General features: G+C 36.9%; 32 protein-coding genes. All 32 read left to right on the top strand.

The features are described 5' to 3' along the window. Positions 1 to 2 precede the first annotated feature (2 nt). The 32 genes from ACFPM4_RS15150 to bioB all read left to right on the top strand — a co-directional run bounded on the left by ACFPM4_RS15150 (position 3) and on the right by bioB (position 24,089). On the top strand, positions 3 to 284 hold the full coding sequence (locus ACFPM4_RS15150; RefSeq protein WP_382353450.1) for a hypothetical protein: 282 nt from the start codon (positions 3 to 5) through the stop codon (positions 282 to 284). Between the two features lie 18 nt (positions 285 to 302). Then, entirely contained in the window at positions 303 to 701 is a 399-nt protein-coding gene (locus tag ACFPM4_RS15145) for a group-specific protein (protein WP_382353447.1), read from the top strand. A gap of 34 nt (positions 702 to 735) precedes the next feature. Beyond that, on the top strand, positions 736 to 1,173 hold the full coding sequence (locus ACFPM4_RS15140) for a VOC family protein (RefSeq protein ID WP_382353444.1): 438 nt from the start codon (positions 736 to 738) through the stop codon (positions 1,171 to 1,173). A gap of 442 nt (positions 1,174 to 1,615) precedes the next feature. Then, complete coding sequence (locus tag ACFPM4_RS15135; RefSeq protein ID WP_382353441.1) at positions 1,616 to 2,656, top strand: C45 family autoproteolytic acyltransferase/hydolase; 1,041 nt, start codon at positions 1,616 to 1,618, stop codon at positions 2,654 to 2,656. Positions 2,657 to 2,790: 134 nt separating this feature from the next. Continuing rightward, a complete protein-coding gene (locus ACFPM4_RS15130) occupies positions 2,791 to 3,546 on the top strand; it encodes a methionine ABC transporter ATP-binding protein (RefSeq protein WP_382353438.1) in 756 nt (251 codons plus the stop codon). Next, positions 3,539 to 4,201 carry a methionine ABC transporter permease gene (locus tag ACFPM4_RS15125; RefSeq protein ID WP_382353435.1) on the top strand — a complete coding sequence of 221 codons (663 nt, stop codon included), beginning with the start codon at positions 3,539 to 3,541 and terminating at the stop codon, positions 4,199 to 4,201. The genes ACFPM4_RS15130 and ACFPM4_RS15125 overlap by 8 nt, the downstream gene beginning before the upstream one ends. Before the next feature lie 22 nt (positions 4,202 to 4,223). Then, complete coding sequence (locus ACFPM4_RS15120) at positions 4,224 to 5,012, top strand: MetQ/NlpA family ABC transporter substrate-binding protein (protein ID WP_382353428.1); 789 nt, start codon at positions 4,224 to 4,226, stop codon at positions 5,010 to 5,012. A 176-nt stretch (positions 5,013 to 5,188) separates the two neighbouring features. Beyond that, positions 5,189 to 5,392, top strand: coding sequence for a spore coat protein (locus tag ACFPM4_RS15115; protein ID WP_382353426.1), 204 nt, complete (start codon positions 5,189 to 5,191; stop codon positions 5,390 to 5,392). A 20-nt stretch (positions 5,393 to 5,412) separates the two neighbouring features. Further along, positions 5,413 to 5,724, top strand: a complete 312-nt coding sequence (locus ACFPM4_RS15110; RefSeq protein ID WP_382353423.1) for a spore coat protein — start codon at positions 5,413 to 5,415, stop codon at positions 5,722 to 5,724. Between the two features lie 219 nt (positions 5,725 to 5,943). Beyond that, complete coding sequence (locus ACFPM4_RS15105) at positions 5,944 to 6,393, top strand: DUF4871 domain-containing protein (protein WP_382353420.1); 450 nt, start codon at positions 5,944 to 5,946, stop codon at positions 6,391 to 6,393. Between the two features lie 266 nt (positions 6,394 to 6,659). Then, the gene (locus ACFPM4_RS15100) at positions 6,660 to 7,580 is read left to right on the top strand and encodes a GNAT family N-acetyltransferase (RefSeq protein WP_382353417.1); all 921 of its coding nucleotides are present in this window, start codon (positions 6,660 to 6,662) and stop codon (positions 7,578 to 7,580) included. Between the two features lie 369 nt (positions 7,581 to 7,949). Then, positions 7,950 to 8,150 (top strand): hypothetical protein, encoded by a 201-nt coding sequence (locus ACFPM4_RS15095; RefSeq protein WP_382353414.1) that lies wholly within the window; start codon positions 7,950 to 7,952, stop codon positions 8,148 to 8,150. A 64-nt stretch (positions 8,151 to 8,214) separates the two neighbouring features. Next, positions 8,215 to 8,661: an NUDIX domain-containing protein gene (locus ACFPM4_RS15090; RefSeq protein ID WP_382353411.1), complete on the top strand. Its 447-nt coding sequence runs from the start codon at positions 8,215 to 8,217 to the stop codon at positions 8,659 to 8,661. 317 nt (positions 8,662 to 8,978) lie between these two features. Next, the gene (locus tag ACFPM4_RS15085) at positions 8,979 to 9,155 is read left to right on the top strand and encodes a hypothetical protein (RefSeq protein WP_382353408.1); all 177 of its coding nucleotides are present in this window, start codon (positions 8,979 to 8,981) and stop codon (positions 9,153 to 9,155) included. Continuing rightward, complete coding sequence (locus tag ACFPM4_RS15080; protein ID WP_382353405.1) at positions 9,152 to 9,673, top strand: DUF6886 family protein; 522 nt, start codon at positions 9,152 to 9,154, stop codon at positions 9,671 to 9,673. Before ACFPM4_RS15085 ends, ACFPM4_RS15080 begins: the two co-directional genes overlap by 4 nt. Before the next feature lie 64 nt (positions 9,674 to 9,737). Continuing rightward, positions 9,738 to 10,127 (top strand): tautomerase family protein, encoded by a 390-nt coding sequence (locus ACFPM4_RS15075; RefSeq protein ID WP_382353402.1) that lies wholly within the window; start codon positions 9,738 to 9,740, stop codon positions 10,125 to 10,127. 69 nt (positions 10,128 to 10,196) lie between these two features. Continuing rightward, positions 10,197 to 10,700 carry a DUF6199 family natural product biosynthesis protein gene (locus tag ACFPM4_RS15070; RefSeq protein ID WP_382353399.1) on the top strand — a complete coding sequence of 168 codons (504 nt, stop codon included), beginning with the start codon at positions 10,197 to 10,199 and terminating at the stop codon, positions 10,698 to 10,700. 751 nt (positions 10,701 to 11,451) lie between these two features. Continuing rightward, complete coding sequence (locus ACFPM4_RS15065; protein ID WP_382353396.1) at positions 11,452 to 12,669, top strand: ABC transporter substrate-binding protein; 1,218 nt, start codon at positions 11,452 to 11,454, stop codon at positions 12,667 to 12,669. A gap of 135 nt (positions 12,670 to 12,804) precedes the next feature. Then, positions 12,805 to 13,716, top strand: a complete 912-nt coding sequence (locus ACFPM4_RS15060) for a carbohydrate ABC transporter permease (RefSeq protein WP_382353393.1) — start codon at positions 12,805 to 12,807, stop codon at positions 13,714 to 13,716. Beyond that, positions 13,713 to 14,567, top strand: a complete 855-nt coding sequence (locus ACFPM4_RS15055; protein WP_382353390.1) for a carbohydrate ABC transporter permease — start codon at positions 13,713 to 13,715, stop codon at positions 14,565 to 14,567. The genes ACFPM4_RS15060 and ACFPM4_RS15055 overlap by 4 nt, the downstream gene beginning before the upstream one ends. Before the next feature lie 204 nt (positions 14,568 to 14,771). Continuing rightward, the gene (locus tag ACFPM4_RS15050) at positions 14,772 to 15,572 is read left to right on the top strand and encodes a hypothetical protein (protein ID WP_382353387.1); all 801 of its coding nucleotides are present in this window, start codon (positions 14,772 to 14,774) and stop codon (positions 15,570 to 15,572) included. Positions 15,573 to 15,725: 153 nt separating this feature from the next. Further along, positions 15,726 to 16,532: an aldo/keto reductase gene (locus tag ACFPM4_RS15045; RefSeq protein WP_382353384.1), complete on the top strand. Its 807-nt coding sequence runs from the start codon at positions 15,726 to 15,728 to the stop codon at positions 16,530 to 16,532. A 530-nt stretch (positions 16,533 to 17,062) separates the two neighbouring features. Continuing rightward, a complete protein-coding gene (locus ACFPM4_RS15040; RefSeq protein WP_382353381.1) occupies positions 17,063 to 17,509 on the top strand; it encodes an NUDIX domain-containing protein in 447 nt (148 codons plus the stop codon). Between the two features lie 56 nt (positions 17,510 to 17,565). After that, on the top strand, positions 17,566 to 18,075 hold the full coding sequence (locus tag ACFPM4_RS15035; RefSeq protein WP_382353378.1) for a GNAT family N-acetyltransferase: 510 nt from the start codon (positions 17,566 to 17,568) through the stop codon (positions 18,073 to 18,075). Between the two features lie 166 nt (positions 18,076 to 18,241). Beyond that, positions 18,242 to 19,282: a glutathione S-transferase family protein gene (locus ACFPM4_RS15030; protein WP_382353375.1), complete on the top strand. Its 1,041-nt coding sequence runs from the start codon at positions 18,242 to 18,244 to the stop codon at positions 19,280 to 19,282. Positions 19,283 to 19,294: 12 nt separating this feature from the next. Further along, on the top strand, positions 19,295 to 19,795 hold the full coding sequence (locus tag ACFPM4_RS15025) for a GNAT family N-acetyltransferase (RefSeq protein WP_382353372.1): 501 nt from the start codon (positions 19,295 to 19,297) through the stop codon (positions 19,793 to 19,795). 201 nt (positions 19,796 to 19,996) lie between these two features. Next, positions 19,997 to 20,839, top strand: coding sequence for a DUF2785 domain-containing protein (locus ACFPM4_RS15020; protein WP_382353369.1), 843 nt, complete (start codon positions 19,997 to 19,999; stop codon positions 20,837 to 20,839). Between the two features lie 158 nt (positions 20,840 to 20,997). After that, positions 20,998 to 21,237 (top strand): DUF3923 family protein, encoded by a 240-nt coding sequence (locus tag ACFPM4_RS15015; RefSeq protein WP_382353366.1) that lies wholly within the window; start codon positions 20,998 to 21,000, stop codon positions 21,235 to 21,237. 70 nt (positions 21,238 to 21,307) lie between these two features. Beyond that, a complete protein-coding gene (locus tag ACFPM4_RS15010; RefSeq protein ID WP_382353363.1) occupies positions 21,308 to 21,856 on the top strand; it encodes a GNAT family N-acetyltransferase in 549 nt (182 codons plus the stop codon). Positions 21,857 to 21,894: 38 nt separating this feature from the next. Further along, positions 21,895 to 22,242: a DUF4260 domain-containing protein gene (locus tag ACFPM4_RS15005; RefSeq protein WP_382353360.1), complete on the top strand. Its 348-nt coding sequence runs from the start codon at positions 21,895 to 21,897 to the stop codon at positions 22,240 to 22,242. Positions 22,243 to 22,448: 206 nt separating this feature from the next. After that, on the top strand, positions 22,449 to 23,048 hold the full coding sequence (locus tag ACFPM4_RS15000; protein ID WP_382353358.1) for a biotin transporter BioY: 600 nt from the start codon (positions 22,449 to 22,451) through the stop codon (positions 23,046 to 23,048). Positions 23,049 to 23,066: 18 nt separating this feature from the next. Beyond that, complete coding sequence (bioB, locus tag ACFPM4_RS14995) at positions 23,067 to 24,089, top strand: biotin synthase BioB (RefSeq protein WP_382353355.1); 1,023 nt, start codon at positions 23,067 to 23,069, stop codon at positions 24,087 to 24,089. The last annotated feature ends 93 nt before the right edge of the window (positions 24,090 to 24,182 follow it).

Genomic DNA, 24,182 nt, shown 5'->3' with positions numbered 1-24,182 from the left:
GGATGCGGTCTAGAATTAGAAAGGTGAATCTCAATACGAACGGGAAAAATCCAGTATATAAAGTCATTTTAGAATGTCCAAATGCAAAGGAGCTTTATATTCATTTCGATTATTCACGGACTACAAAAACATATTGGCCATTAGAAGTTAGCTATGATGGGCAACATAAAGATGCGAAACTAGCATGGTATACAAGAGATGTGGAACAAATGACTGTTAACGAATTTTTAAGGACAATAGCTGACCTCATTAACAAGAAATACGGACATAACATGGTGGAGTAGAGATAAAGGGTGAAAAAGATGAATAAGTTTTATGTTGCATCGAGTTTTAAAAACATCAATGAAGTTCGTTTAGTTAGTAATCTGTTAAAAGAGAAAGGTTTTATCCAGACGTATGATTGGACCAGAAATGAGAGGGCGTCAACAATAGAGGATTTAAGAGATATAGGCATACAAGAATTAAATGCAGTTAAGGAAGCAGATTTTATTATTGTCTTATTACCTGCAGGTAAAGGTAGTCATATTGAATTAGGTATTGCGCTTGGTCAAGGTAAAAGAATATACCTCCATTCTCCAAATAATGAAGTAAATAATGTTGATACTACTAGTACGTTTTATCATGTACCAGAAGTGCAAAGATGTATTGGAACAATTGATGAGCTAATTGAATTTGTCACATCACATAAAACATTGATGTAGGTTTGTTGTGATATTGATCATGGAGGTATCTAAAATGAACATCCATAGAATGGACCATGTCAGTATAAACGTAAACGATCTTGCAGGGACTAAAGAGTTTTTTCTTGATTTAGGGCTCCAAGTGCATGCGGAATGGGAATTGGGTGGCGAGCAGTTGGATAGAATTGTTGGGCTTAAAGGTGTTAAAACGGAATGTGTCGGATTGGGGATGCCTGACGGAGAGACATGGATAGAGTTAGTCAAATATCATTCGCCATTAAATGAAACTGCTCACCAGCAACCTTCTCCTAATACGCTAGGTATCATACATATTTGTTTTGCTGTTGAAGATCTTGATGCTATTATTGCAAAACTGAAGAAGCGGGGTACGGAAATTTTTAGTGAGATAGAACAATATGAAGAAAGTTATAAGTTATGCTATGTTCGTGGTCCAGAGGGGATTATTTTAGAATTGGCGGAGAAACTTGGATAAATATAGAATGGACTTTAAAAAGGTTAAAGATTTCTGCTCGTCAGCTTTAACATTATATTATTTATTTAATAAATCGAATAAAGAGTAAAAAATGCCCCGTCATGTGTGAAGGGGCATTTTTTTTAGCTTAGATTAATGCTAATGGAGTGGCTACCAAATAGCTCGTACAGTTAACATACAAATCTTACCTGAGTATGACCAGATACATAACAGTAATCTTCTGCTTTTAATGCTAAAAGAGCAATCCGATGATGATATGAGACTTTCATGATAAACTGAGAGGGTGTTTGTACAATAATAGAGATGGTGCTCCTTGGGTAGTAGGATATATCTGTCGTATTGGTTCCAACTTATTTGTTAAAGAGCAAAGAAAAGAAGTGAAACTTAATCTTTTGAAATAAGAGAACGACCTATAAACAATCCAGTGAAATGAGGAATCATATTGAAAAAAGTAGTTAGTGATGTTGTCCAGTTTCGCGGGAGTCATTACGATTTTGGACTGTATCAGGGAGAGCTGTTAATAGATTCACCTATTCTTGATGCCAGGAAGGAACTATGGAGTCGCTCAGCGCATCGGCATTTGATTGTCGACGTTGAAAAAGTGAAATCGATAATTCAACACTTCAGTCCCGGTATATGGGAGGAGATCACAGGACTTGCTGATGCATTAAAAATGGATGAGGAAACTGCTCTCCGCAACTTTGGCGGCTACTATTTTGAATATGGACAAAGCGGTTGTTCCATCTTAATGGGAAATTCCTTCATGATTCGCAACTACGACAGTGATCCAATCACCTATGAAGGTCGGTATGTCGTTTACGCTCCAAGTGATGGCGGGTACGCGACTATCGGGCCGTCCATGCAGATTACCGGGCGGACAGATGGAATGAATGAAAAAGGACTGGCGATGGGCTATAACTTTATTAACCGCCTCCGTTCTAATGACGGATTTGTCTGCAATATGATCGGTAGGCTTGTCTTGGAGAATTGTGCAACGGTGGATGAAGCTGTATCAATGCTGAAGGAACTTCCCCACCGAATTTCCTTTAGTTATTGTTTAGTAGATGCAACAGGTAAGCAGCTGGTTGTTGAGGCTTCGGCGAGTGAAGTAGTGACTAGAAGTGGGACGATTTGCACGAATCATTTTCAATCATTAACAAAGGAAAACCGAAATCGAATGGATGATTCACTGAACAGGTATGAAGCTATTGATAGGAAGCAATCTAGCATTCAAACCCCTTATGATGCATTTCAGTTATTGAACGACCCGGAACACGAGGTTTTTTCCCATAAATACGGAGCTTGGGCAGGGACGATTCATACCGCTGCGTATTTGCCATCCAAACAGCAAGCCTGGATCGCGTTTGGTGGGAAGCGATTGCCGCTCATACTAGATTTTGATAAGTGGCGGAATGGACAAGATTTTCCAGTCAAACTGATTAAAGGTGAATTGGAGGCAACAAACGGATTTATTAATCGCTGACCTCTCCTTCTTCTTTTACATATGTCTACCATACTAGTATTATGTTGCTAGGCTTATTAACGGCAAAATAATCGATTTTTCTTTATAATAGTTTAAGTCCGCAGTCATGTTTTTGGAGGAAAGGGTGAGCAGCTATGATTGAGTTAACAAATGTTACGAAAACGTACATACAACATAAAACGAAATTCCATGCTGTTGACAATGTAACAATCTCCGTCAAGAATGGGGATATTTATGGAGTGATCGGCAGGAGTGGAGCAGGAAAGTCTACGTTACTGCGGATGATCAATTTATTAGAAATCCCAACAAAGGGTTCGGTCGTTGTCGATGGACAAGACTTAACACAATTAACAGGAAAACAATTACGGCTTGCCCGGCAGTCGATTGGTATGATTTTTCAGCATTTTAACCTTGTTTCCAATAAAACGATTTTGGATAATGTGCTTGTTGCATTAGAGTTAGCCAATTATCCGAAGAAAGAGCGAATGGAACGGGCTCTCGAAGTATTACGTTTTGTCGGCTTAGAAGATCATGCTGCAAAATATCCTAGTCAGCTTAGTGGTGGTCAAAAACAGCGGGTTGCCATTGCAAGAGCTATTGCCAATAAACCGAAACTATTATTATGTGATGAACCGACCTCTTCACTAGATCCGAATACAACCCGAGAAATACTTAGCGTGCTAAGAAAAATCAATCAAGAACTCGGTGTCACGATTGTTATCGTCAGCCATGAAATGGATGTGATCAAAAGCATCTGTAATTTGGTCACCATTATGGACAATGGTAAAGTGTATGAAACGATTGGACTGAAACCGGAAGGAATTGGCGATTCAGATCACACACCTGAATGGTTTTTAAAGCAATTGAGAGAGGATGGAAGTCGTGCCTGAAGTTTTAGTCCAATATCAAGCAGAAATATGGCAATCTATTGGTGAAACATTTACGATGACAGGTGTGTCGTTGTTGTTCGCCATCTTTTTAGGTTTGCCTGTTGGGACCTTGCTTTTTTTAACGAGGAAAGGTCAACTGATGGAAAATCGCATCGTGTTCTCGGCATTGAACTTGTTTGTTAACGTCGTGCGTTCATTTCCATTTTTATTATTTGTTGTATTTCTCATTCCCTTTACAAGATGGTTGATTGGGACTGCGATTGGTACAGCTGCGGCGACCGTTCCTCTAGCGATCATGGCCATTGCTTACTACTCTAGACTAGTGGAACAGTCACTAGTTGATGTGCCAAAAGGTGTCATTGAAGCTGCGGTATCTATGGGAGCTTCCATCCCTAAAATTGTGTTTAAGTTTTTAATAGTGGAAGCTCGTTCTGGCCTCGTCTTAGGGTTAACGACTTCTACAATTAGTTTCATCTCCTACTCAACGATTGTCGGAGTTGTTGGTGGTGGAGGGATTGGTGACTTTGCCATCCGATACGGCTATCAGCAATTTGAAACCGAGCTTATGTTTTACATGATTCTAATCATGATCATTCTCGTTCAGGCCATTCAATTTACTGGTACAACTATTTCTAAGGCAATAGATAAAAGATAATTATTATTTGGAGGCAATATACGTGAAAAGACTTCTTATGTTATTAACAGTTTTACTTATTACTTTAGCAGCTTGTGGTAAGGATGAGGATGAAAATGTATTAAAAGTGGCATCCATTAATCCGCCTATGACCGAAATACTTGAAATTGCTGCTCCTATATTGGAAGAAGAAGGAATTAAGCTGGAAATTGTTAGCGTCAGTGATAATATTCAACCGAATAATGCTGTAGATGCAGGGGAAGTAGATGCCAACTTCTTCGGGCATGGTTTGTGGATGGAAATGTACAACGAAAACAGTGATGGAAATTTAGTTGTTGTAAAACCGATTTATCATGCTACACTTGGCCTTTATTCGAAAAACTATGACTCTATAGAGGAATTACCTGAAGGTGCAACAATTGCAATTCCAAATGATCCTACGAATCGTGGACGTTCGTTAGCTTTCCTTCATGAGCAGGGAGTAATTCAGTTAACAGAAAGTGCAGGAATTTATGGAACAGTCCAAGATATTGAAGAAAACCCAAACAACTATGAGTTCCAGGAAGTAGATTTGCTCATGCTTGCAAGAATGTATGACGATGCCGATGCATCTGTTATGTATCCGTCTTATGCAGCACCGCTTGATTTGTTACCGAGCCGTGATGCACTACTAACAGAAAATCCTATTGATGAATTTGCGATTTCATTAGTGGCAAGAGAAGATAATGTCGACTCAGAACCGATTCAAAAATTGGCAGAGGCGATGACGAGCCAAGCAGTAAAAGACTTTTTAGAGGAAAATTATCCAGAATCCGCTATTCCAGCATTTTAAAAAATCAGCTCAAATAGTATGGAATGAGAAACAAGGTTCAGTCTATCTATTGATAGATACTGAACCTTGTTCTTTTTTTCGATAAATTTTGGAGGATTCTATTATTCTAGTGATTAAACATAGTTTTGCCTGGGTAAAGATGGAGGGAAACATACTATGATTTAGGAGGTAATAGAATGGCTTCAAAAGAACTAGCATTACACGAACAATTAGAAGTCCATGAAGTGCTAATTTTTAAGACATCTTGTTTGACAAAAAGTTCACTATTTGTAGATTTAGTTCAAGATGAGAAGCTAAAAGAAATTGTTGAGGAAGATATAGAGCTATCCACAAAGGCAATTAAAGATTTAAGAAAAGTTCTTGCGGATGCAAGTAAATAATAGAACAGGAGGACGATAAGATGGCTACAAAAAAATCGGAGGAAACAAAAGTTGAACAACAAGACTTGGATATGATTGATGACTTAGCAATCGCTACTGATTTACTTCTTAGTGCCAAATCTGGTGTTAGAAATCTAGCTATCGCAATTACTGAAACAGCTACCCCTTCTGTGAAAAAACTGTTACGACGTGAATTAGATAATGCAATCGACACGCATGACAAGATTGCCCAATATATGATTAAAAATGAAATGTATCATGCATATGATTTAGACGAACAATTGGAACATGATTTGGAAAAAGCAGATAATGCAATAAAATTAACAAAGTAACGTTAAATGAGTTATTGACACTCGAATCGATTGCTTAAGACGAGTTTGTTATTTAAATCGGATTTAGATTAAAGTACGAGCGCCCTATCCTATGTGGATAGGGTTTTTGTAGCTTCAATGAAAAAGAATAAAGGGAAATAGCTTTATACGTTTAATATAGTATTTGAGGGGTTGTTGTTAAAGTAACGAGGCAGGATAGTTGAAGAAGGGGGGATTATTTTGAGAAAAAAACTGTTGATTGTGATTCTAATTAGTATGTTTTTTATTATGGTAGGTTGTAAACCGGAAGAAACGGTTAAAGAAGAAAAATGGGAAGATAATAGCCCGATTTTTACTAATGAGATTGGAGATATGTTTGGTAAGGAAGGTAGTATTGGAATAATTGGTCCTAAAACTGTTACAGAAAATGGACAAAAGTGGATGTGGCATTTTTGGGGAACCGAAGATATATCCAACAAAGAATGGGAAGTAAAAGCCTTTAAACAAGGAGAAGAAGAAGGTATAAATCCAATAACATTTAAAGATGAACATTTAATTCCTCGTGGTGAAGAAATAAACGGACACGCTCGTTCAGCAGTATTGTTTACATCATCAGGGCTATGGAAGTTAAAGGTTTATATTGACGATAAATTTTTCGATGAAATTATTGTAGACATTACTCAAGAATAAAACAATAGTAGTTTATATGAAAAAATTGGAGATATTCCCAAGTATAATTAGATATCAATTCAAACCTTCTTCAAGTAATGGGTAGCTTTAGTTAAAGAAAATTGACATTCCAAAAAGAGGAATTTAGCGAATAAAAAGCTAATCTTTATATGAGGTTCTGAAAATTCTTTGAATTGGTGGATAAAAGACGAATTGTCCGATGGGTGCTTGCTTGCAAGCAAATAATAACCCAGGAATTGAATAAAAAGAGAATTGGGGATTTGCAAATGAGTAATTTGGAAATAAGAAATTTTACGGAATCAGACTTGCCATTATTAGGAGATTTTTATCACCAAGTTACCAAGGAACAAGTCGTTTTCTGGTGGATAGGCGATAAAGAAAATTGGATTAATGTCTTTTGTGCATTTGAAAACAATACTATGGTTGTAAAGGGCCAAGTAAATATTATTAGCGTAATACCAAAAGGACGTCCCAAAACAAGCAAACATTCAATTTACCTTAATTTAAAGAGCTTGCCAGACGTTAATAAAGAAGTATTAAATAAAGTGTACGAACAATTGTATGAACGAGCATTAGAACTAAAAGAAACGTTAAATCCAGATTATAAAACTAATCTATGCGTAGGTAATTTTAAAAATGAAACAGAAAACAATCTATTTTTCACACAAGAAAAAGGTTTTAAATATAAAAATAGTCAATATTCAATGGAAGCAGATTTAAGGAAAGATATTGCAAATGTAGAAATGAAAAGTAATACATTCGAAGTGAACTATTGGAATATGGAAACAACTATAGAAGAAGAAATGTACCTTAAGATTGAAGCTGAAATATGGCCAGATGCATCCCTCGGATTAAAAAGACTTAAAGAATACAAGGAAAATGCTTTATGGACTTCCATAATTGTAAAAGAAAATGGAATTATTTTAGGCAGTGTAATGGTGTGGAAAGAAAATGAAGACAATAACGATATTGGAGTTATCGAAGATTTATTCGTAAGAGAACAATGGCGTAAACAGGGCATTGCAAAATGCTTATTAACAAAGGCTATGATCTATTTAAAAGAACGTGGTTTGAAAAAAGTAAAATTAACTGTCGATGCGACAAATGAAAATGCATTAATTTTATACCAATCAGTTGGATTTAAGATCGTAAGTGAAGAAGTACGATTTTATAAAGTACTTAAATAGAATTTTATTGGAGCTTAAAGGGCGCGATTGTGGAAACTAAGAAAAGAATTGATAAAACTTTTATATAAAAAGTGAACAATACTTCACATAGAATCTCATGAAATACGGATTTGTGAGGTGTTTTTGATCTAACTTTCATTCAAATCAACACTAGTGAGAACAAATACAATTACTTAAGCTCTCGGGTGCATGAGTTAAAGAGGACGATCAAAATTGATCGTCTTTTTCATTCAGAATATCCGATTTTCTTTTCGTAAAATTATGTTGGTATTGAGGTAACAGTTGTTGAAGTAACGGGGCAGGATAGTTGAAGAAGGAAATGGATGTAGAATGTAATTTTTCACAATAATTTAGGAGGAGAGGGAGGAAATGGGGTTATTCGTATTGTTTGCTATTCCAATAGTAGCAGCTGTTTTATGGTTTCTAAATTTAGTAACTCTCATAAAAAACATCAAGGAAAATAGAGATTCGCGTAACCAAATGATACTTGGTACGGTATATACATTCTTCGTGATATCACCGATTATTTATATACTTGCAGAGTTATTTTATAGAGGGGTGCTTTTTTAAACTAACGCGTGCGATTGTGATGTTTCAAAAGTAAATATCTATCTAATCGTAGGGGATGAAATATTTGAATATCATAAAAAACAATGGTTTTGAATTTATTAATTTTATAAGCATAGAAGAGAAGGAAATAAATAGTTATCAACCATTAGCAGGTTCATTTGCGGTACTCAAGTGTGAAGGAAAGTACCTTATTTGTTATAACATTTGGCGTAAACAATGGGAATTACCCGCTGGTCGTAGAGAAGGGGACGAGACTCCTAAGGAATGTGCCATAAGGGAACTTTATGAAGAAACAGGACAAGCAGTAACGGATTTAGAATTTAAAGGTTTATTAAAGGTAAAAAATACAATGAATGGAAACATTAAATTTAATCCAGTTTATTTTACTACTATAGAAAAACTACAACCATTTAAAGTAAACGAAGAAACATTGGAGATTAAACTCTGGGACCTATGTGAAGAAATAGGCTATTTTGATTCAGTAGATATACAGATATTAGAATATGTCTAAAAGATTACTTCAACTAACGGGTGCTTTAATTGAATATCCACAGGTACCGGTTCACTTTACACAAGGGGATCTTTTTTATTTCTACGGGTATGAATTTCTTAATAATCTTACATTGAAGAAGGAGTTATGCATCGAAAGGTAGAAGATGTTTAGTATACCTTTAGGAGTTGATTATGTCGTATATGCTTTTGCTGAGAGGCGAAGGAAATATTGTAAATAAGATAGGACTGGTATTCTTGAGGAGTATGATTTAGGTGCAATTTTACCGTCTCCTTGGTGGAGCTATTAAAAAGGATCATTGGAAGGGGATTAGTTAAATGAAACATAATATCAAAGCAGTATTCATAGACAGAGATGGAACAATGGGAGGAACTGGCCATTTCATTCATCCTAGGGATTTTAATCTATATCCTTATACGATGGAAGCTATTAATTTATTAAAAGAACGTAATATTAAAATTTTTACTTTGACTTTTAGAGGGAGGTTAATATGAGGTTATTTCATGTGAGTGAAGAGGATGATATTCCTATTTTTACACCACGAATACCCAAAAGAAATGATTTAGATCAGCAAAAAGGATTGGTGTGGGCTATTAATGAACAATGTTTACCCAATTATTTAACACCACGTAATTGTCCAAGAGTTACATTCAATTGTAATGAAAACACCACTGAGTATGATAAAAAGACGTATCTTTCATCAGAAACAATCAATCATGTGATTGCTATTGAACATAAATGGTTTGACAGGATGAAAAATACTACATTATATCTATATGAATTTGAGACTACCGATTTTTATTTGCAAGATAGGTGTGCTGGTTATTATGTAAGCGAGAAGGCTCAAGTTCCGATTAATAAAATTATTATAGATGACTTATTTAAGGAACTTATAAATAGAAATGTAGAAGTAAGAATTATTGATAATCTATGGGACTTATGCAATAAAATTCAAAACACCAGTTTTGATTGGTCCATGTGTAGAATGGGTTTTGCTGAGAGAAAAAAATAACAAAACAATAATACATTGGTAAAGGCATTTAATATCTAAAAAGGATAGAAAGGATGAGTTACGAATGGCACAAATCAAAGTGTATGGTCTTAAAGAAAGTTTAACCCCAATAAGGCAAGAGTTATCAGAGGTAATTCATTCTTGTGTAATGGATGCATTCGAGTATCCAGCGGAAAAGAAGTTCCATCGCTTCTTTCCGATGAACAAAGAAGACTTTATGTATCCTAATGATAGAACAGAGGCTTATATCATCATTGAAATTAGTATTTTTGAAGGTAGGACAATAGATAGTAAGAAGAAATTAATAAATCTATTATTTGAACGAATTAACAACGAGTTAAATATATCTAATCAAGATGTTGAAATCACTTTATTTGAAACACCAAAACATAATTGGGGAATTAGAGGAGTACCAGGAGATGAACTTACACTAAATTATAAAGTTAATGTGTAAATTAGATCTGTAATTAGAAGGTGTTTTTAAATTAAGTTTTACTTTTGACACACTAAAGGATGTGACTCAATGAGGCTTGCCATTCAATTAATTGTAATGATTTTTTTAAGCCTTTTCTTCACAATGAATACATCTGCAAACTCTCCAGAAGAAATTGAAGTGTCGAATGGAGAAATAGTGAAGGTATTCTTTGAACAACGCGCTAAAGGTTACCGATATGAAGTTGAATTTGAGAATGGTCATAGATACTTTTATGAACAATCAGAAGATGCTGGTTATGGTGGTGGCACTTATGAATTAACAGGTGAAGAGATGATGTTGGCAAGAGAGGCTATCGATAAATATGAGGAAATAAATGGAGATGCTACCATACCTAGTAATAATGCATCTAAATATCTGTTAGGCATCGTATTATTTTTAATTGGTTTATTAGGGGCAATCTTCCCGCATGCTACTTGGTATCTAGAAATTGGTTGGAAACTACGTGATGCGGAACCAAGTGAGTTCGCATTAATTGCAAATCGAGTTGGTGGTATCTTAGTTGCGATAGTTGGAATATTTGTTTTCTTATAATTAGTCAATTTCGCTAACAGAGGCGCAATCTTTACTCACACTTGCACTTATTCCAATTGGGTAAACGAAGTGGATTTCCAATATTAAAATACATGTCAATTTGAATGAAGAGTGTGGTGAGAAAGGACGAGAGGCACGTTATCACGACCGATATATATCAAACTAGTAATGATATCGGTCATGAGACAGGTTGTCACACCCAATTTGGATGAAGAGTGTGGTGAGAAAGGACGAGAGGCACGTTATCACGACCGTTATATATCAAACTAGCAATGATATCGGACATGAGACAGGTTGTCACACCCAATTTGAATGAATAGTGTGGTGAGAAAGGTCGAGAGGCACGTTATCACGACCGATATATATCAAACTAGCAATGATATCGGACATGAGACAGGTTGTCACACCCAATTTGAATGTAAGAAGTGGTGGGAAAGGTCGAGAGTACCGCTATCACGACTGTTATCTTAATTGCATACTTCATGAACCAATGCCTATTCCTTAGTAGAGGAATAGGCCTTTTTGTTTATAACTTACTAAATTAGTAGGACCTTCTCTTCGTTTGTCGATATTTACCGAAAAAAGAGTTTTGTTTTTAGAAGTGGAGGGAATATGGAAATGCATTGATATTTGAATTGAACTTCTTAAGGAGGAGAATGAATTGTTGAAAAAGAGATTGCTATTTTCATTGTTGGCTAGTTTGCTCATCCTTTCAGGCTGTGCCGGCTTCCAGACTGATAACACTACGGAAGTGGATGCAGAGGGCAAGGTAGTCGTTGATTTTTGGACGTTTTGGGGGTCGGAAATTAGACGACCAGTAATTGAGAAAATTGTCGATGATTTCAACAATTCTCAAGACAATATTGTCGTTAAGCATACATTTGTACCTTGGGGAGATATTTGGACGAAAGAACTTGCAGCGATAGCAGCGGGAGATCCACCTGATGTCGTCATCAATGACATTAATGCAACTGCTGTCCGTGGTCAAAAGAAACAAGCGATGAACTTATCGCAGTTCTTGGAGAAGGACGATATTTCTGAACGCTTCTATCCGGGGCTTTGGGAAGCAACATTACATGATGGAGATTCATATGGAATTCCATTTAATACCGATACACGAATTCTCTATTACAACAAAGAAGCGTTTAAAGAAGTAGGCTTAGATCCGGAACAACCGCCGACAACCTGGGAAGAGCTTAAAGAGTATGCAGCGAAGTTGGACAAGAAGAATGGCGATACATATGAACGAGTAGGATTCTATCCGCTTTTCGGTATTAGCTATGACGTCTGGATGCTGAACGGAAGCGGTCAAAACTTTGTAAGTCCTGAAGGTGAAGTACAAATTGATACAGAGACTAACCTTGAAACATTGAACTGGTTGGTGGACTGGAAAAATCAATATGGTGAGAATGTTGTTAATTCCGTAAAGTCTCAAATCGACAGTCAACAAGCAAACCCGTTCTTCACAGGCAAATTAGCTATGTTCATCAACACACCAACGTTCTATACGCAAATCCGAGATTATGCACCAGATCTCGATTTCGGTGTAGCGATGCTTCCTGAAAAAGAGGAAGGCAACGGACACACGAGCTGGGGCGGCGGTTTTGTAGCCGAGATTCCCGAAGGCTCCAGTCATCCAGAAGAGGCATGGGAGTTCATCAAGTATTTGACGGATAAAGAAGCGCAGGAATACTGGGCTGTCAAAAACTATGACAATGTAGCAAATATGGAAGCAGCAGAAGCGGCGGCGAAAAGTTCAGAAATGCCTGAGAAGGATCAGGTTGTATACCAGATGGCCGTTGATAATATGCAAAACACATTGCTTACTCCATACCCGCTATTGGCACCTGATTTTCCGAATTTGTTGAATCCAGAAATCGATAATGCCCTCTTAGGTAAGAAGAAACCAGAGCAGGCTTTGAAGGATGCCCAAGCTGCGGTTGAGAAGTTAGTGGAAGAAAATAAGTAAAAGAAAAGGAGAGTAGTACTCCTCCGGGCATATCCGGAGGGCCGTGTTGCTCTCTAACTTTATACTTAGTTAAGCGTAAAACTCTAATGGTAAGTACAAAAAAGACAACCAGAAATATGTAGGGGAGTTTGAGAAATGAAAAGGAAAAAGTTCAATTATAAGCGACAGGAAGGGCTTGCAGGTTACGTGTTCGTCCTTCCGTGGATCATCGGCTTCCTACTATTTACGGCTGGACCGCTCCTATTTTCTTTAGTCGCAAGTTTTACCAATTACAATATTACATCTCAGATGGACTTTGTCGGAACGCAAAATTACGAGAAATTACTATTTGATGACCAACTCTTTTGGACATCCCTTTGGAATACCCTTTACTACGTGGCGTTCTCTGTTCCTTTCACGACAATTGGAGCTATTTTCCTTTCCGTTCTTCTTAATCAGGACATACCGGGTCTTCGTTTTTTTCGAACGATCTATTACTTGCCGGCAGTGCTTTCTGGTGTCGGAGTATATCTCTTATGGATGCAGCTGTTAGATCCGAGTACGGGATTAGTCAATTTGGTATTAGGGTGGTTAGGCATCGAAGGTCCGAACTGGCTATTCGATCCGGAATGGACGAAACCATCACTTATTTTCATGAAGCTTTGGGGAGTAGGCGGGGGAATGCTCCTTTACTTGGCGAGTCTCCAAGGGGTTTCGAAATCTCTCTATGAGGCAGCGCAAATCGATGGGGCGAGGAAGTGGCAACAATTCCGCTATATTACGCTCCCGATGATTACTCCTGTCATCTTTTTCGATGTTGTAACAAGCTTGATTGGCGGCTTTCAAATTTTCCAGGAAGCATATGTCATGTCGAACGGAACTGGAGGGCCTGTAAACTCCTTACTATTCTATAACTATTACATGTGGAATAAAGCATTCAAGGTGTTTGATATGGGCTATGCAATGGCTATGTCATGGATTCTATTCATTATCGTCTTCATCCTGACGATGATTAATCTTAAACTTGCTCCACGTTGGGTGCATTACGAAGGGGAGGCGAAACGATGAAAATATCTTACTTCGACAGTATGAAAAATCGGGAAAAGCTGTTTAAGGTAGGCATCTTCGTCCTGCTTTGTTTCGGGAGTCTTCTATTCCTGTCCCCTTTATGGTGGATGATTTCAACTTCATTGAAAACAATGAAGGAAGTGATGAGTTTTCCACCGACGTTCTTCCCGGAAGAATGGAAGTGGGACAACTACATCCGAACGTGGGAAGCTGCCCCGTTTGTCACGTATACAATGAATACATTAACTATCACTATCTTGGTTGTGTTAGGACAAGTATTTGTTAATTCTTTTGTAGCATATGGTTTCGCGAAAATCCCATTTAGAGGGCGTAACGTCCTGTTTGCTATCGTACTTTCGACGATGATGATCCCGGGATTCGTCACGCTTATACCGCAATATGTGGTTTTTGCCAACCTGGGCTGGCTTAATACATATTACCCTCTCGTAGTGCCAGCATTTTTCGGGAGTGCATTCAACATCTTTTTGTTACGGCAGTTTTACTTGACCATTCCGAATGAATTGATTGAAGCAGCAAGAATAGAAGGTGCGAGCCATTTTTATATTTGGCGAAAGATCGGTATTTCATTGACGAAGCCGGCACTAGCAACGGTTGCGATTTTTTCTTTCAATGGAGCATGGAATGATTTTCTCGGACCACTTCTTTACGTGAATGATGAGAATCTGTATACATTGCAGCTTGGACTTCAGGTGTTTAAAGGTGAAATGAGTACACAGTGGAACTACTTGATGGCTGGGTCTCTGCTAGTCTTATTGCCGGTCATACTGTTGTTCTTCTTTTTCCAAAAGTACTTCATTCAAGGGATCAATTTGCAATCGGGTGGAAAATAATCGATTGGAATATAGCAAGTTAATCTGGATGAATATTAGGTCATATAGGGGTTGCTGAGGCAACTCTTTTTCTTTTGAGCTCGGGGTATATAGAGAGTCACCGCCATGTATATAGTTGTTATTATGAAAGGAAATAATTGCTACTTAACAATGGAGATTTTATACCGAAATTAATAGTGTATAGCTTCAAAGGGGGAACAGAATATGCTTAAAAAAGGAATAATGCTTTTCATTGGTATTGCTATGCTGCTTTTAATCATTGGATGCAGTAATGAAAATGACGCAGAAGCAAATAAACCAACTGAAGTACATTCAGGTGAAGAGGTAACAGAAGTGGAAGAATCGTCATCAATAGATTCACAGACGGCGGAAGGTAATGAGGAAAAGGAAATACAGATACTTCCGGAAGAGCATCAAATTGAAGAGAATGCAGAATTCACGAATATTGGGCAATGGAAAGTTACCGATTCACGTGATGCGAATCAAACAATTCAATTGGTGAAGCAAGTAAACGTAAATGAAAGCCATGAATTCGGTGGACTACGTGTAGAAATAAAGAATGTGAATATTATTAAATTCATTGACCCGCAAATTGGTATTGATAAATATTCAAAAGTAAAGGTAGAAGAAGGAAAACCTTTATACGGTATTGAGATTACATATGTTGCGGAAGATGTACGCCCGTCCGCATCGGATCTTTCTCCAATTTCGTATCCGGGAATATCTAAAATAGTAACGAGTGAAGGTCAAGAAATCATTCAATACGTACCAGATTCAACAGATGAGACGATGTGGGAAGAACCAGATAATTTTGAAAGTAGTGCTACTATTGTAGGTAGTGATTATGTATCCAATATTATTTCACTCCTAGAATATGATACAGCCGATGATTTATCTTGGATAGAGTTAGATCTAGGTGGAATGAGTACCGATGGAGGGTATGTAGAAGAATACAATGTAATTTATTTAGAAGCAATGGGTCCTACAGTTAGGGTTGAGTTTTAAGTTAAGATGAGTCAATAAAAATAGTTCCAGTTTCCAAAACGAGAAACTGGAATTTTTTTCTGTTCCCATAGTCTTTATCATTTTTTAAAATTTCAATATTTTGTTATGATGTACTTGGTAAGGAAGTTAATTAGCAGAGGGAGTGGATAAAAAATGGAATACATAACACTGAATAATGGGTTGGAAATGCCAATTGTAGGTACGGGCACAAATACGTATGGGAAAGAAAATAATGAATATAACGGTGCTATAAAAAATGATATTCCTGAACTTGTTTCAGCGCTTGAGTTAGGATACCGATCAATAGATGGTGCCATTTCGTATCGAAACGAAGCGCTTGTCGGAAGAGTGTTAGCAGAAAGCAATGTGCCTCGTGAAGAGCTATTCATTACGACGAAGGTTCCAGCTGCTGAAGAGTATACTTCATCAAAGGAAGCTACTCGTGCAGCAATTGATAACAGTCTGAAAAACTTTCAAACAGACTATCTCGACTTGCTTCTTATTCACTCCCCGATTGAAGACAAAGAGCTACTAAAAAATACGTGGGAAGTTTTTGAAGAATATTACGAGGCAGGTAAACTAAAAGCAATCGGCGTTTCAAACTTTCAAAAACATCATCTCGATCAATTGAAAGAATTCGCTAAAGTGAAGCCAGCTGTGAATCAAATACAAATTAACTTAAAAGAACCTAACCATGAACTCCTAGCTGTATTAGAAGATGAAGGTATTACACCTGTTGCGTGGGGACCGATGAAAACGGAAGCTCACCAAAAAGAAGTGTTGGATGAAATCGGGAAAGTTTATAACAAAACTGGTTCCCAAGTCTTATTAAGATACCAAATCCAACGTGGTATCGTCGTTATTCCGAAATCACACAACCGTGATAACCAAGCTGCTAATTTAGATATTTTCGATTTCGAATTAACTCCAGAAGATGTGGAAAAAATTAAAAACTTATAATTCGTTAGCCTTCATAATAAGTTTCTCCATTTTATTTAACTTAGGGAGGATTAATACAACAATAAGATCGCCAATACGGCGGTCTTTTTTTATTTGTTTAGGTCGTATGTAAAAAAAGATTTGGATAATTTTTGTCAAAATGGAATTTTTTATTCGATTTTTAGTGCGCCTGTACTAAAATAATAAAGAGACACAATTACTAAAAAGTAATGTACTCTTTGGAGGTTTATATGTTTTATGATGAAGATAAGAAAATGTTTTATTTTACGTTAACTTGTTATGTTTGTAAAAAAACTTATAAAGCATATGAAGGTTCACCATCTTATCAACTAGCTAAGAAAAATAGGACTAAAACTTATTGTTGCGAAGATTGTAATAATAAAATACGTTATGAAGCTATTAAAAATTTTTTTGGATAATGGAAAAGTTGCAGGTATCGGATCTACTTCCCAAGTGGATCTTTTTTTGATGCAGGAGTTCATCATTAGTAGGTAGAAATAATCATGTAAATCGATAATGGAGTTGGTTATATGAGTAGGCCTTTGCTGAGGGCAGAAGGGATTATCATAAATGAAAATAGGACAGAAATTCTGGTGCAATGTGATGTAGATGAAAGATTTTATCGTCTTCCTGGTGGAACGATTGAATTGGAAGAAACAGCGGAGGAAGCGATAAAACGAGAGCTGATAGAGGAATTCGAACTATCTGTTGATATCGGAGAACTTGCCTGTGTGAATGAAAGCATTATTCAATATGATGGTAGGAAGCAACATCACTGCACGTTAATTCATTGGTGTTCCATTCATGAGAAAATAGAGCATGATTTAATCCATAATGAGAATCCGAATGTAAAACTTGTTTGGCGGACAATTTCTCAATTAAGTGAAAGGCCATTTTATCCAGAAGGAATTTTGGACGTTGTGGTGGAGAATAGCAATAATATATCACATATTAAAATTCGAAAAAACTATGATTAAGCTAGAGGGCAGCTACCCTTCTTATTGAAATAGTACGTTGTTTTGGAGGGAGTAGGATGGTAAAAATACTAGAATTAGCTAGCAACGAAATAGTACAACAAGTATCCGAACTTTATATGCAAGTTTGGAAGAGTGAAGATTTATCCATAAAAGAACGGATTTTAAAACATAGTACATATGAGGGTTTTCGAGGCTTTATAATTATGACTGAAGAAGATAGGGTTATAGGCTTTGCATATGGCTATACTTCATTACCCGGCCAGTTTTATCACGAGTTACTTGCAAAGGAATTGAATGAAGAAGAATACAAGCTTTGGCTACAAGATTGTTTTGAATTTGTGGAATTAGCAGTCCATCCGTCATTTAGAAAAGAGGGCTATGGAAAAATGCTAATTACAAAACTATTAGAAGACGTTAACAATAAAACTACCATATTAACAACACAAATGGATAACACTTCCGCACGTTCCCTATATGAATCTTTGCAATGGAAAGTATTAAAAGCCCCTTTTTATCCAGGAAATTCGAAAGAGCCATATGTGATCATGGGGAAAGAATTAAATTAGGCTTTATTTTACAAAAGGATATCCCACCATAATGATCTCCTGTTAACAGGGGATTTTTTTTAGCGAAAATATTATGTCTTAAGCATTATCCCTTGACGTATGCTGTATAGAATGGCTAAATTACATTAAACAGATTGAGTTACTTTGTATTAAGGGGGAGAGTTACATGACAGAAAAAGATTCGTCCATTAGCTGTGCGATTCCCAATGAATCTAGCAATGATTCATCCGAGAAGCCAGCAGAAATAAAAGCAGACGGTTCGTTTAACCGGCAAACGAATCGATTTACAACTCCGTTTGGCAATAATCTTGGTGAGTTACCTGTTGAGGCAGGACGTTATCGGTTGCTTTGGTCGGCTGCATGTCCGTGGGCACATCGCGCTGTTATTGTTCGAAAAATTCTGGGATTGGAAAACACGATTAGTGTAGGGAAAGTAAGTCCCCTAAGGCCAAGAATAGAGCGGGTTGATTGGGAATTTTCCTTAGATAAAGATAGTGTAGATCCTGTATTAGGTGTTCAGTATGTAAGTGAAGTTTATTTGAATGCTGATTCGGACTATGCAGGTAGACCAACAGTTCCAGTAATGGTCGATCTTGAAACGAAAAAAGCAGTAAACAATGATTATTTTAAGCTGACAAACTATTTCGAAACAGTATGGTCTCCATTCCATAAGGAAAATGCACCAGACTTATATCCAGAAGATCTGCGTGAGGACATTGATACATTGAATGAAATGATTTTTCATGATGTAAACAATGGCGTGTACAAATGTGGATTTGCCCAATCGCAAGAAGCATATGAATTAGCATATGATACATTGTTTGCTAGATTAGATGAATTAGAGGAACGCTTATCAACGCGTCGTTTCTTATTCGGGGATATTATTACTGATTCCGATGTGCGTCTATATACAACATTGGTTCGCTTCGATGCTGCTTACTATACGGCATTCCGAACGAACCGAAACTTAATTCGAGAGTTTACGAACTTATGGGGCTATGCGCGTGATTTGTATCAAACAATTGGGTTTGGTGAAACGACTGATTTTGACTCGATAAAACGCCATTACCACCTCTCGATTACGATTGATCCTGGAAAAGGGGAAGTGATGATACTTCCGAAAGGACCTGATACATCTGTATGGTTAACAGAACACAATCGCGAAAAGCTGAGCAATCATAAAGAAAAGTTTTTAATAAAAGGATAGGGGACAGCAAAAATGATTATTCGTGATGCAAAAATAAAGGAACTGGATTTTATCCGCGAACAACGCGTAGCGGCATATGTAGAGCATGCTGCAGTTATTCCAGATGCACATTGGGAAGCACTAAAGCAGGCAATCTCTTCCGAAGCGGATCGTCAACCTGGTGTGGAATTGATAGTGTGTGAAGTGGAAGGGGAAATCGTCGGGAGTGTTGTGTTGTTTCCAGCAAAAACGGATGCATATGAAGGCCAAGTAGAGGAGTTAGATTACCCAGAAATTAGAATGCTTGCCGTCACTCCTGAAAATCGTGGAAAAGGCATCGCTTCCGCTTTAATTGCAGAATGCATTAAACGGTCCAAAGCAAAAAATTACCAATACATCGGATTACATACAGGCGAGTTTATGGAGCAGGCAATACAGCTTTATACAAAACACGGCTTCGAGCGCTTACCACAGTATGATTTTGTCCCTGCAGACGATGGGATTGTCGTTAAAGCGTTTCGGTTGGCGATTTAGTGTTTGCCTAACAAAAAAACGATTAGAAGAGTTGAATATACCTTCACAAGCAGTCCAATTAATTTCGGACTGCTTGTTTTGTGGCCAACATAATAAAAGGGATACATATATGTTAATATAATAGCAATCATGTAAACTAGCATATGTAAATAAAGTGCACGTTCATTCAAAAGATATAAATAGAAAAAAGTGAGGATATGGATGCTAAAATCAGAACTAAAAGCAATCGATTATAATGCTGTAGGAAAACATAATGTAAATAATGATTTAATTGAACGAATGTTGGATCATATAGGTTCTACTGACCCCGAGTTGAGAGATACACTGATTTTTAATACACTTGGAAAATTGATTATAGAGGATTATTTAACAGACAATCAAATGGAACATATCATCGAAGTGTGCCGCAAAAATTTGTTTTTGGGGATTGAAGAAAAGGAAAGTGATTTCGTTTTTACCCGTTCTTTTTCCTCTTTGGTTATTGCACTCATCTTAGAAAAGGATAGACAAAGTCCATTTCTTCCGAGGGACATTACCATTAAGGTAATAGAGGAAAGTATGGAGTATTTGAACCTTGAAAAAGATATCCGTGGCTATGTGGAAGGAAAAGGTTGGGCACATAGTATTGCACACGGAGCAGATTTATTAGCTGCGGCTGTCAGACATCCAAGTTTTAATAATGATTTATTTGTTGATTGTCTTGCAGCCGTTAAACAATGTCTATTTAAAGAGACTACAACTAATACTCCTTATGTGGATGATGAGGAAGAAAGACTACTATTTGTCTTGGAAGCACTCATAGACAAAGGTCTTCCAATTAGTGAATTAGAAAATTGGATTGTAGATGTCTCGGATACTCTTGAAGAATTAAAAAGAAATGAAGGATATAGTTTGAATTTTTTCTGGAAAAAGTCCAACATGATAACTTTCTTGAGAGGGTTATATTTCCGTCTGATGTATAGAGGTGAGTTTCCAGAGTTGAGGACAAGTATTGCGGATTTTCTGAAACAATGGCATAACCAATTATATAGTCCAAATGAGTGAAATGCTTTACTTCAAGAAGAAGTAAAGCTTTTTTCTTAAGGGATATGTAGTCTTTTAGATTTAAAGTGACATAACTGTATAATAATGAAACCTTAATTTTTCTAAAACGTACCTAAGTCATTGAAAAATTTAGATAAGTAAATGAAAGGAATGAAGACGTGAAAAAAGGTTGGGGAGCATGGTGGATTGCGACTATTTTTTGGTTTGTGCTTTTTGTAATAGGGACCGTTTTTGTTTGGGTCAGAGATGTCGATGGTGCAGGTGTTACGCAAACCCCGTTGCTTAAATTGGTGGCATTTATCGTTTTATTAATGGCGTTTATGATCCCATTGGCTATTCAGGTTGTGTGGCTAATTGTTAAATTAAGAAAGAGTAATAGTGAAAAAGTAAACGTATGAATCGTTTCATATGTATGGAACAAACGGGCTAGTAACTTGAATAAGATTATGAAGAGATGAGGAGAAAAAATTGTTTCCAACATTAGAAACCAATCGGTTGCTTTTAAGAGAAATAACGAAGGAAGATGCTGAGGGCATATTCGCTTGTTTTTCTAATGAAAAAGTAACTAGATATTATGGTCAAGAGACTCTACACAGTATAGAACAAGCGGAATCTTTTGTTGATTTCTTTGCAAATAGCTATAAAGAAAAAAGAGGAATCCGTTGGGGAATTGAAAGAAAAGGAACTCAAGGAATTATTGGAACGATTGGTTTCAATGCTTGGGCACCAAAACACAAACGAGCAGAAATAGGATATGAACTTGATCCCGAACATTGGAGAAAGGGTTATGTATCGGAAGCTGTATTAAAAGTGATGGAGTATGGTTTTGATAACTTAGGTCTTACCCGTATTGGGGCTGTAGTTTTTAAAGATAATGAAGCTTCTTCTAATTTGCTCCTCAAAGTGGGATTTCAACAAGAAGGCATTCTAAGGGATTATATGTATCAAAATGGAGATGCATATGATACATATGTTTATTCGTTATTAAAAAATAACAGGAGATTTTCAATGGAGTGAAGAAGAAATTAATTAAATAATATTTTTGGGGGATTTGTTTGAATAAAATTCTGTTGCATATAGAAGGTCTTGCGGTCTTAGTGTTAAGTCTTTATTTTTACGGTTACGGGGAATTTAGTTGGCTATTGTTTTTTGTCTTATTATTAGCTCCTGATATTTCTATGCTTGGTTATTTAATTAATAATAAGATTGGTGCAAGGGTTTATAATCTTTTTCATACATACACCATAGTGATAATTGTTATTTTCTGTGGAGTATTATTTGAGAATCAAACGGTTTTAGCAATCGGTTTAATATGGTCAGCTCATATTGGTATGGATAGAATGTTTGGATATGGATTAAAATACCCAACGGATTTTAAAGACAATCATCTGAATCGTGTATAAAAACTAGATATTTTCATTAACTGGGCTTTACTTCAAAAAGAAGTAAAGTTTTTTATTGAATAGGAGAAAATGAGTATCTTTAAGGGGTCTCTTCTAAAGAGGCTCCAATTTTTTCGCAAAATGTGTCAACCTATAAATAAAAATAGGTTGACATATAATCAGTTTTCTCATTATTCTTATTGTATGTTGAAAGGAGGTTAAGGGTATTGAAGAGGAAGTTATCAACGGTTGATATTAGTTTAGTAGGAATGTTTGTTGCGTTAATGGCAATCGGCGCAAATATTACCTCGATTGCACCTTTTATGGTTGTTGGTGGGGTTCCGATCACATTGCAAACTTTTTTCGCGATTTTGGCTGGTTCCATTTTAGGTAAACGACTTGGTGCAATTAGTATGTGTGTGTATGCATTTGTTGGCTTAGTAGGTGTCCCTGTATTTGCAAAATTCAGCGGAGGGTTTACTCATTTATTTAGTCCGACTTTTGGTTTTATCGTTTCATTTATTTTTACGGCATATGTAACAGGATTAATCATCGGGAAAAATAGAGGACTTCATACATATATCATTGCATCGCTCCTTGGGATGTCGATTAATTACCTTTTCGGAACAAACTGGATGTATTTTTCTTATAAATTTTGGGCGGAAGCGCCAGAAGGATTTACGTATTCACTGGCATGGTTGTGGATGATTGTCCCGTTACCAAAAGATATTGCGCTCGCGGTTGGAGCAGCGATATTTGCTCATCGCTTTGAGCGGACGTTTGTAAGTCGGGGGTATTTTGCGAGTTTGAAAAAAACGTTTAAATAGATAGGATGGGGAAAACTGATGAGTAGATGGAAGGAATTAGCTTTACAAGTAATAGACGGATATGAATTAAGTAATGATGAGGCGTTGGATATTTTACACTCTCCGGATGAAGAATTACTAGAGCTGCTACGGGGTGCATACGTCATTCGTCATCATTACTATGGGAATAAAGTGAAGTTAAATATGATTATCAATACAAAGTCAGGACTTTGTCCGGAAAATTGTGGCTACTGCTCGCAATCTAGTATTTCAACTGCGCCAATTAAAAAATATCGAATGATGGATAAGGAAGAGATTTTGAAAGGAGCGGAAAAAGCTCATCAATTGAAGATTGGGACTTATTGTATCGTGGCGAGTGGACGTGGACCTAGTAATAGGGAAATAGACCATGTCGTTTCAGCAGTAAAAGAAATTAAGGAACAATATGATTTGAAAATTTGCGCCTGTCTAGGAATCTTAAAAGAAGAGCAAGCAAAAAAATTAAAAGAAGCAGGTGTGGATCGCTATAATCACAACATCAATACGTCCGAAAATCATCACGATAGCATTACAACCTCACATACGTATCAAGATCGAGTGAACACAGTGGAACTTATTAAAGAACAAGGAATTTCACCTTGTTCTGGAGTAATTGTGGGAATGAGAGAAACAAAGCAAGATGTGGTAGACATGGCAACAAGCTTACGCGCCTTAGATGCAGACTCCATACCAGTCAATTTCCTGCATGCCATTGATGGAACACCTTTGGAGGGGACTAACGAGCTTAATCCACGTTACTGTCTGAAGGTACTGTGCCTCATGCGTTTTATCAATCCAACGAAGGAAATACGAATCTCAGGAGGAAGGGAAGTAAACTTACGAAGCTTACAACCACTAGGCCTCTTTGCAGCAAACTCCATCTTCGTAGGTGATTACCTCACAACAAGTGGCCAAGAAAGCACCGCAGACCACAAAATGCTCGAAGACCTTGGCTTCGAAATCGATTGGGACATGGGGTCAGGTTCACTGTCCCAACAAAAAGAATCGATTACAAATGGTTAGGGCGGAATAGGTACTTCTTTTTGTAAGTACCTATCTTTACTATTGAAACATCATTGTTTGGTGAGCTAGTGATCTCGTTTTTTTAGTGTCCTA

The sequence above is a fragment of the Lederbergia graminis genome (genome assembly GCF_042655485.1).
In the GTDB taxonomy this organism is placed as follows: domain Bacteria; phylum Bacillota; class Bacilli; order Bacillales; family Bacillaceae_C; genus Lederbergia; species Lederbergia graminis.
This window is presented reverse-complemented; position numbering and strand designations above follow the sequence as displayed.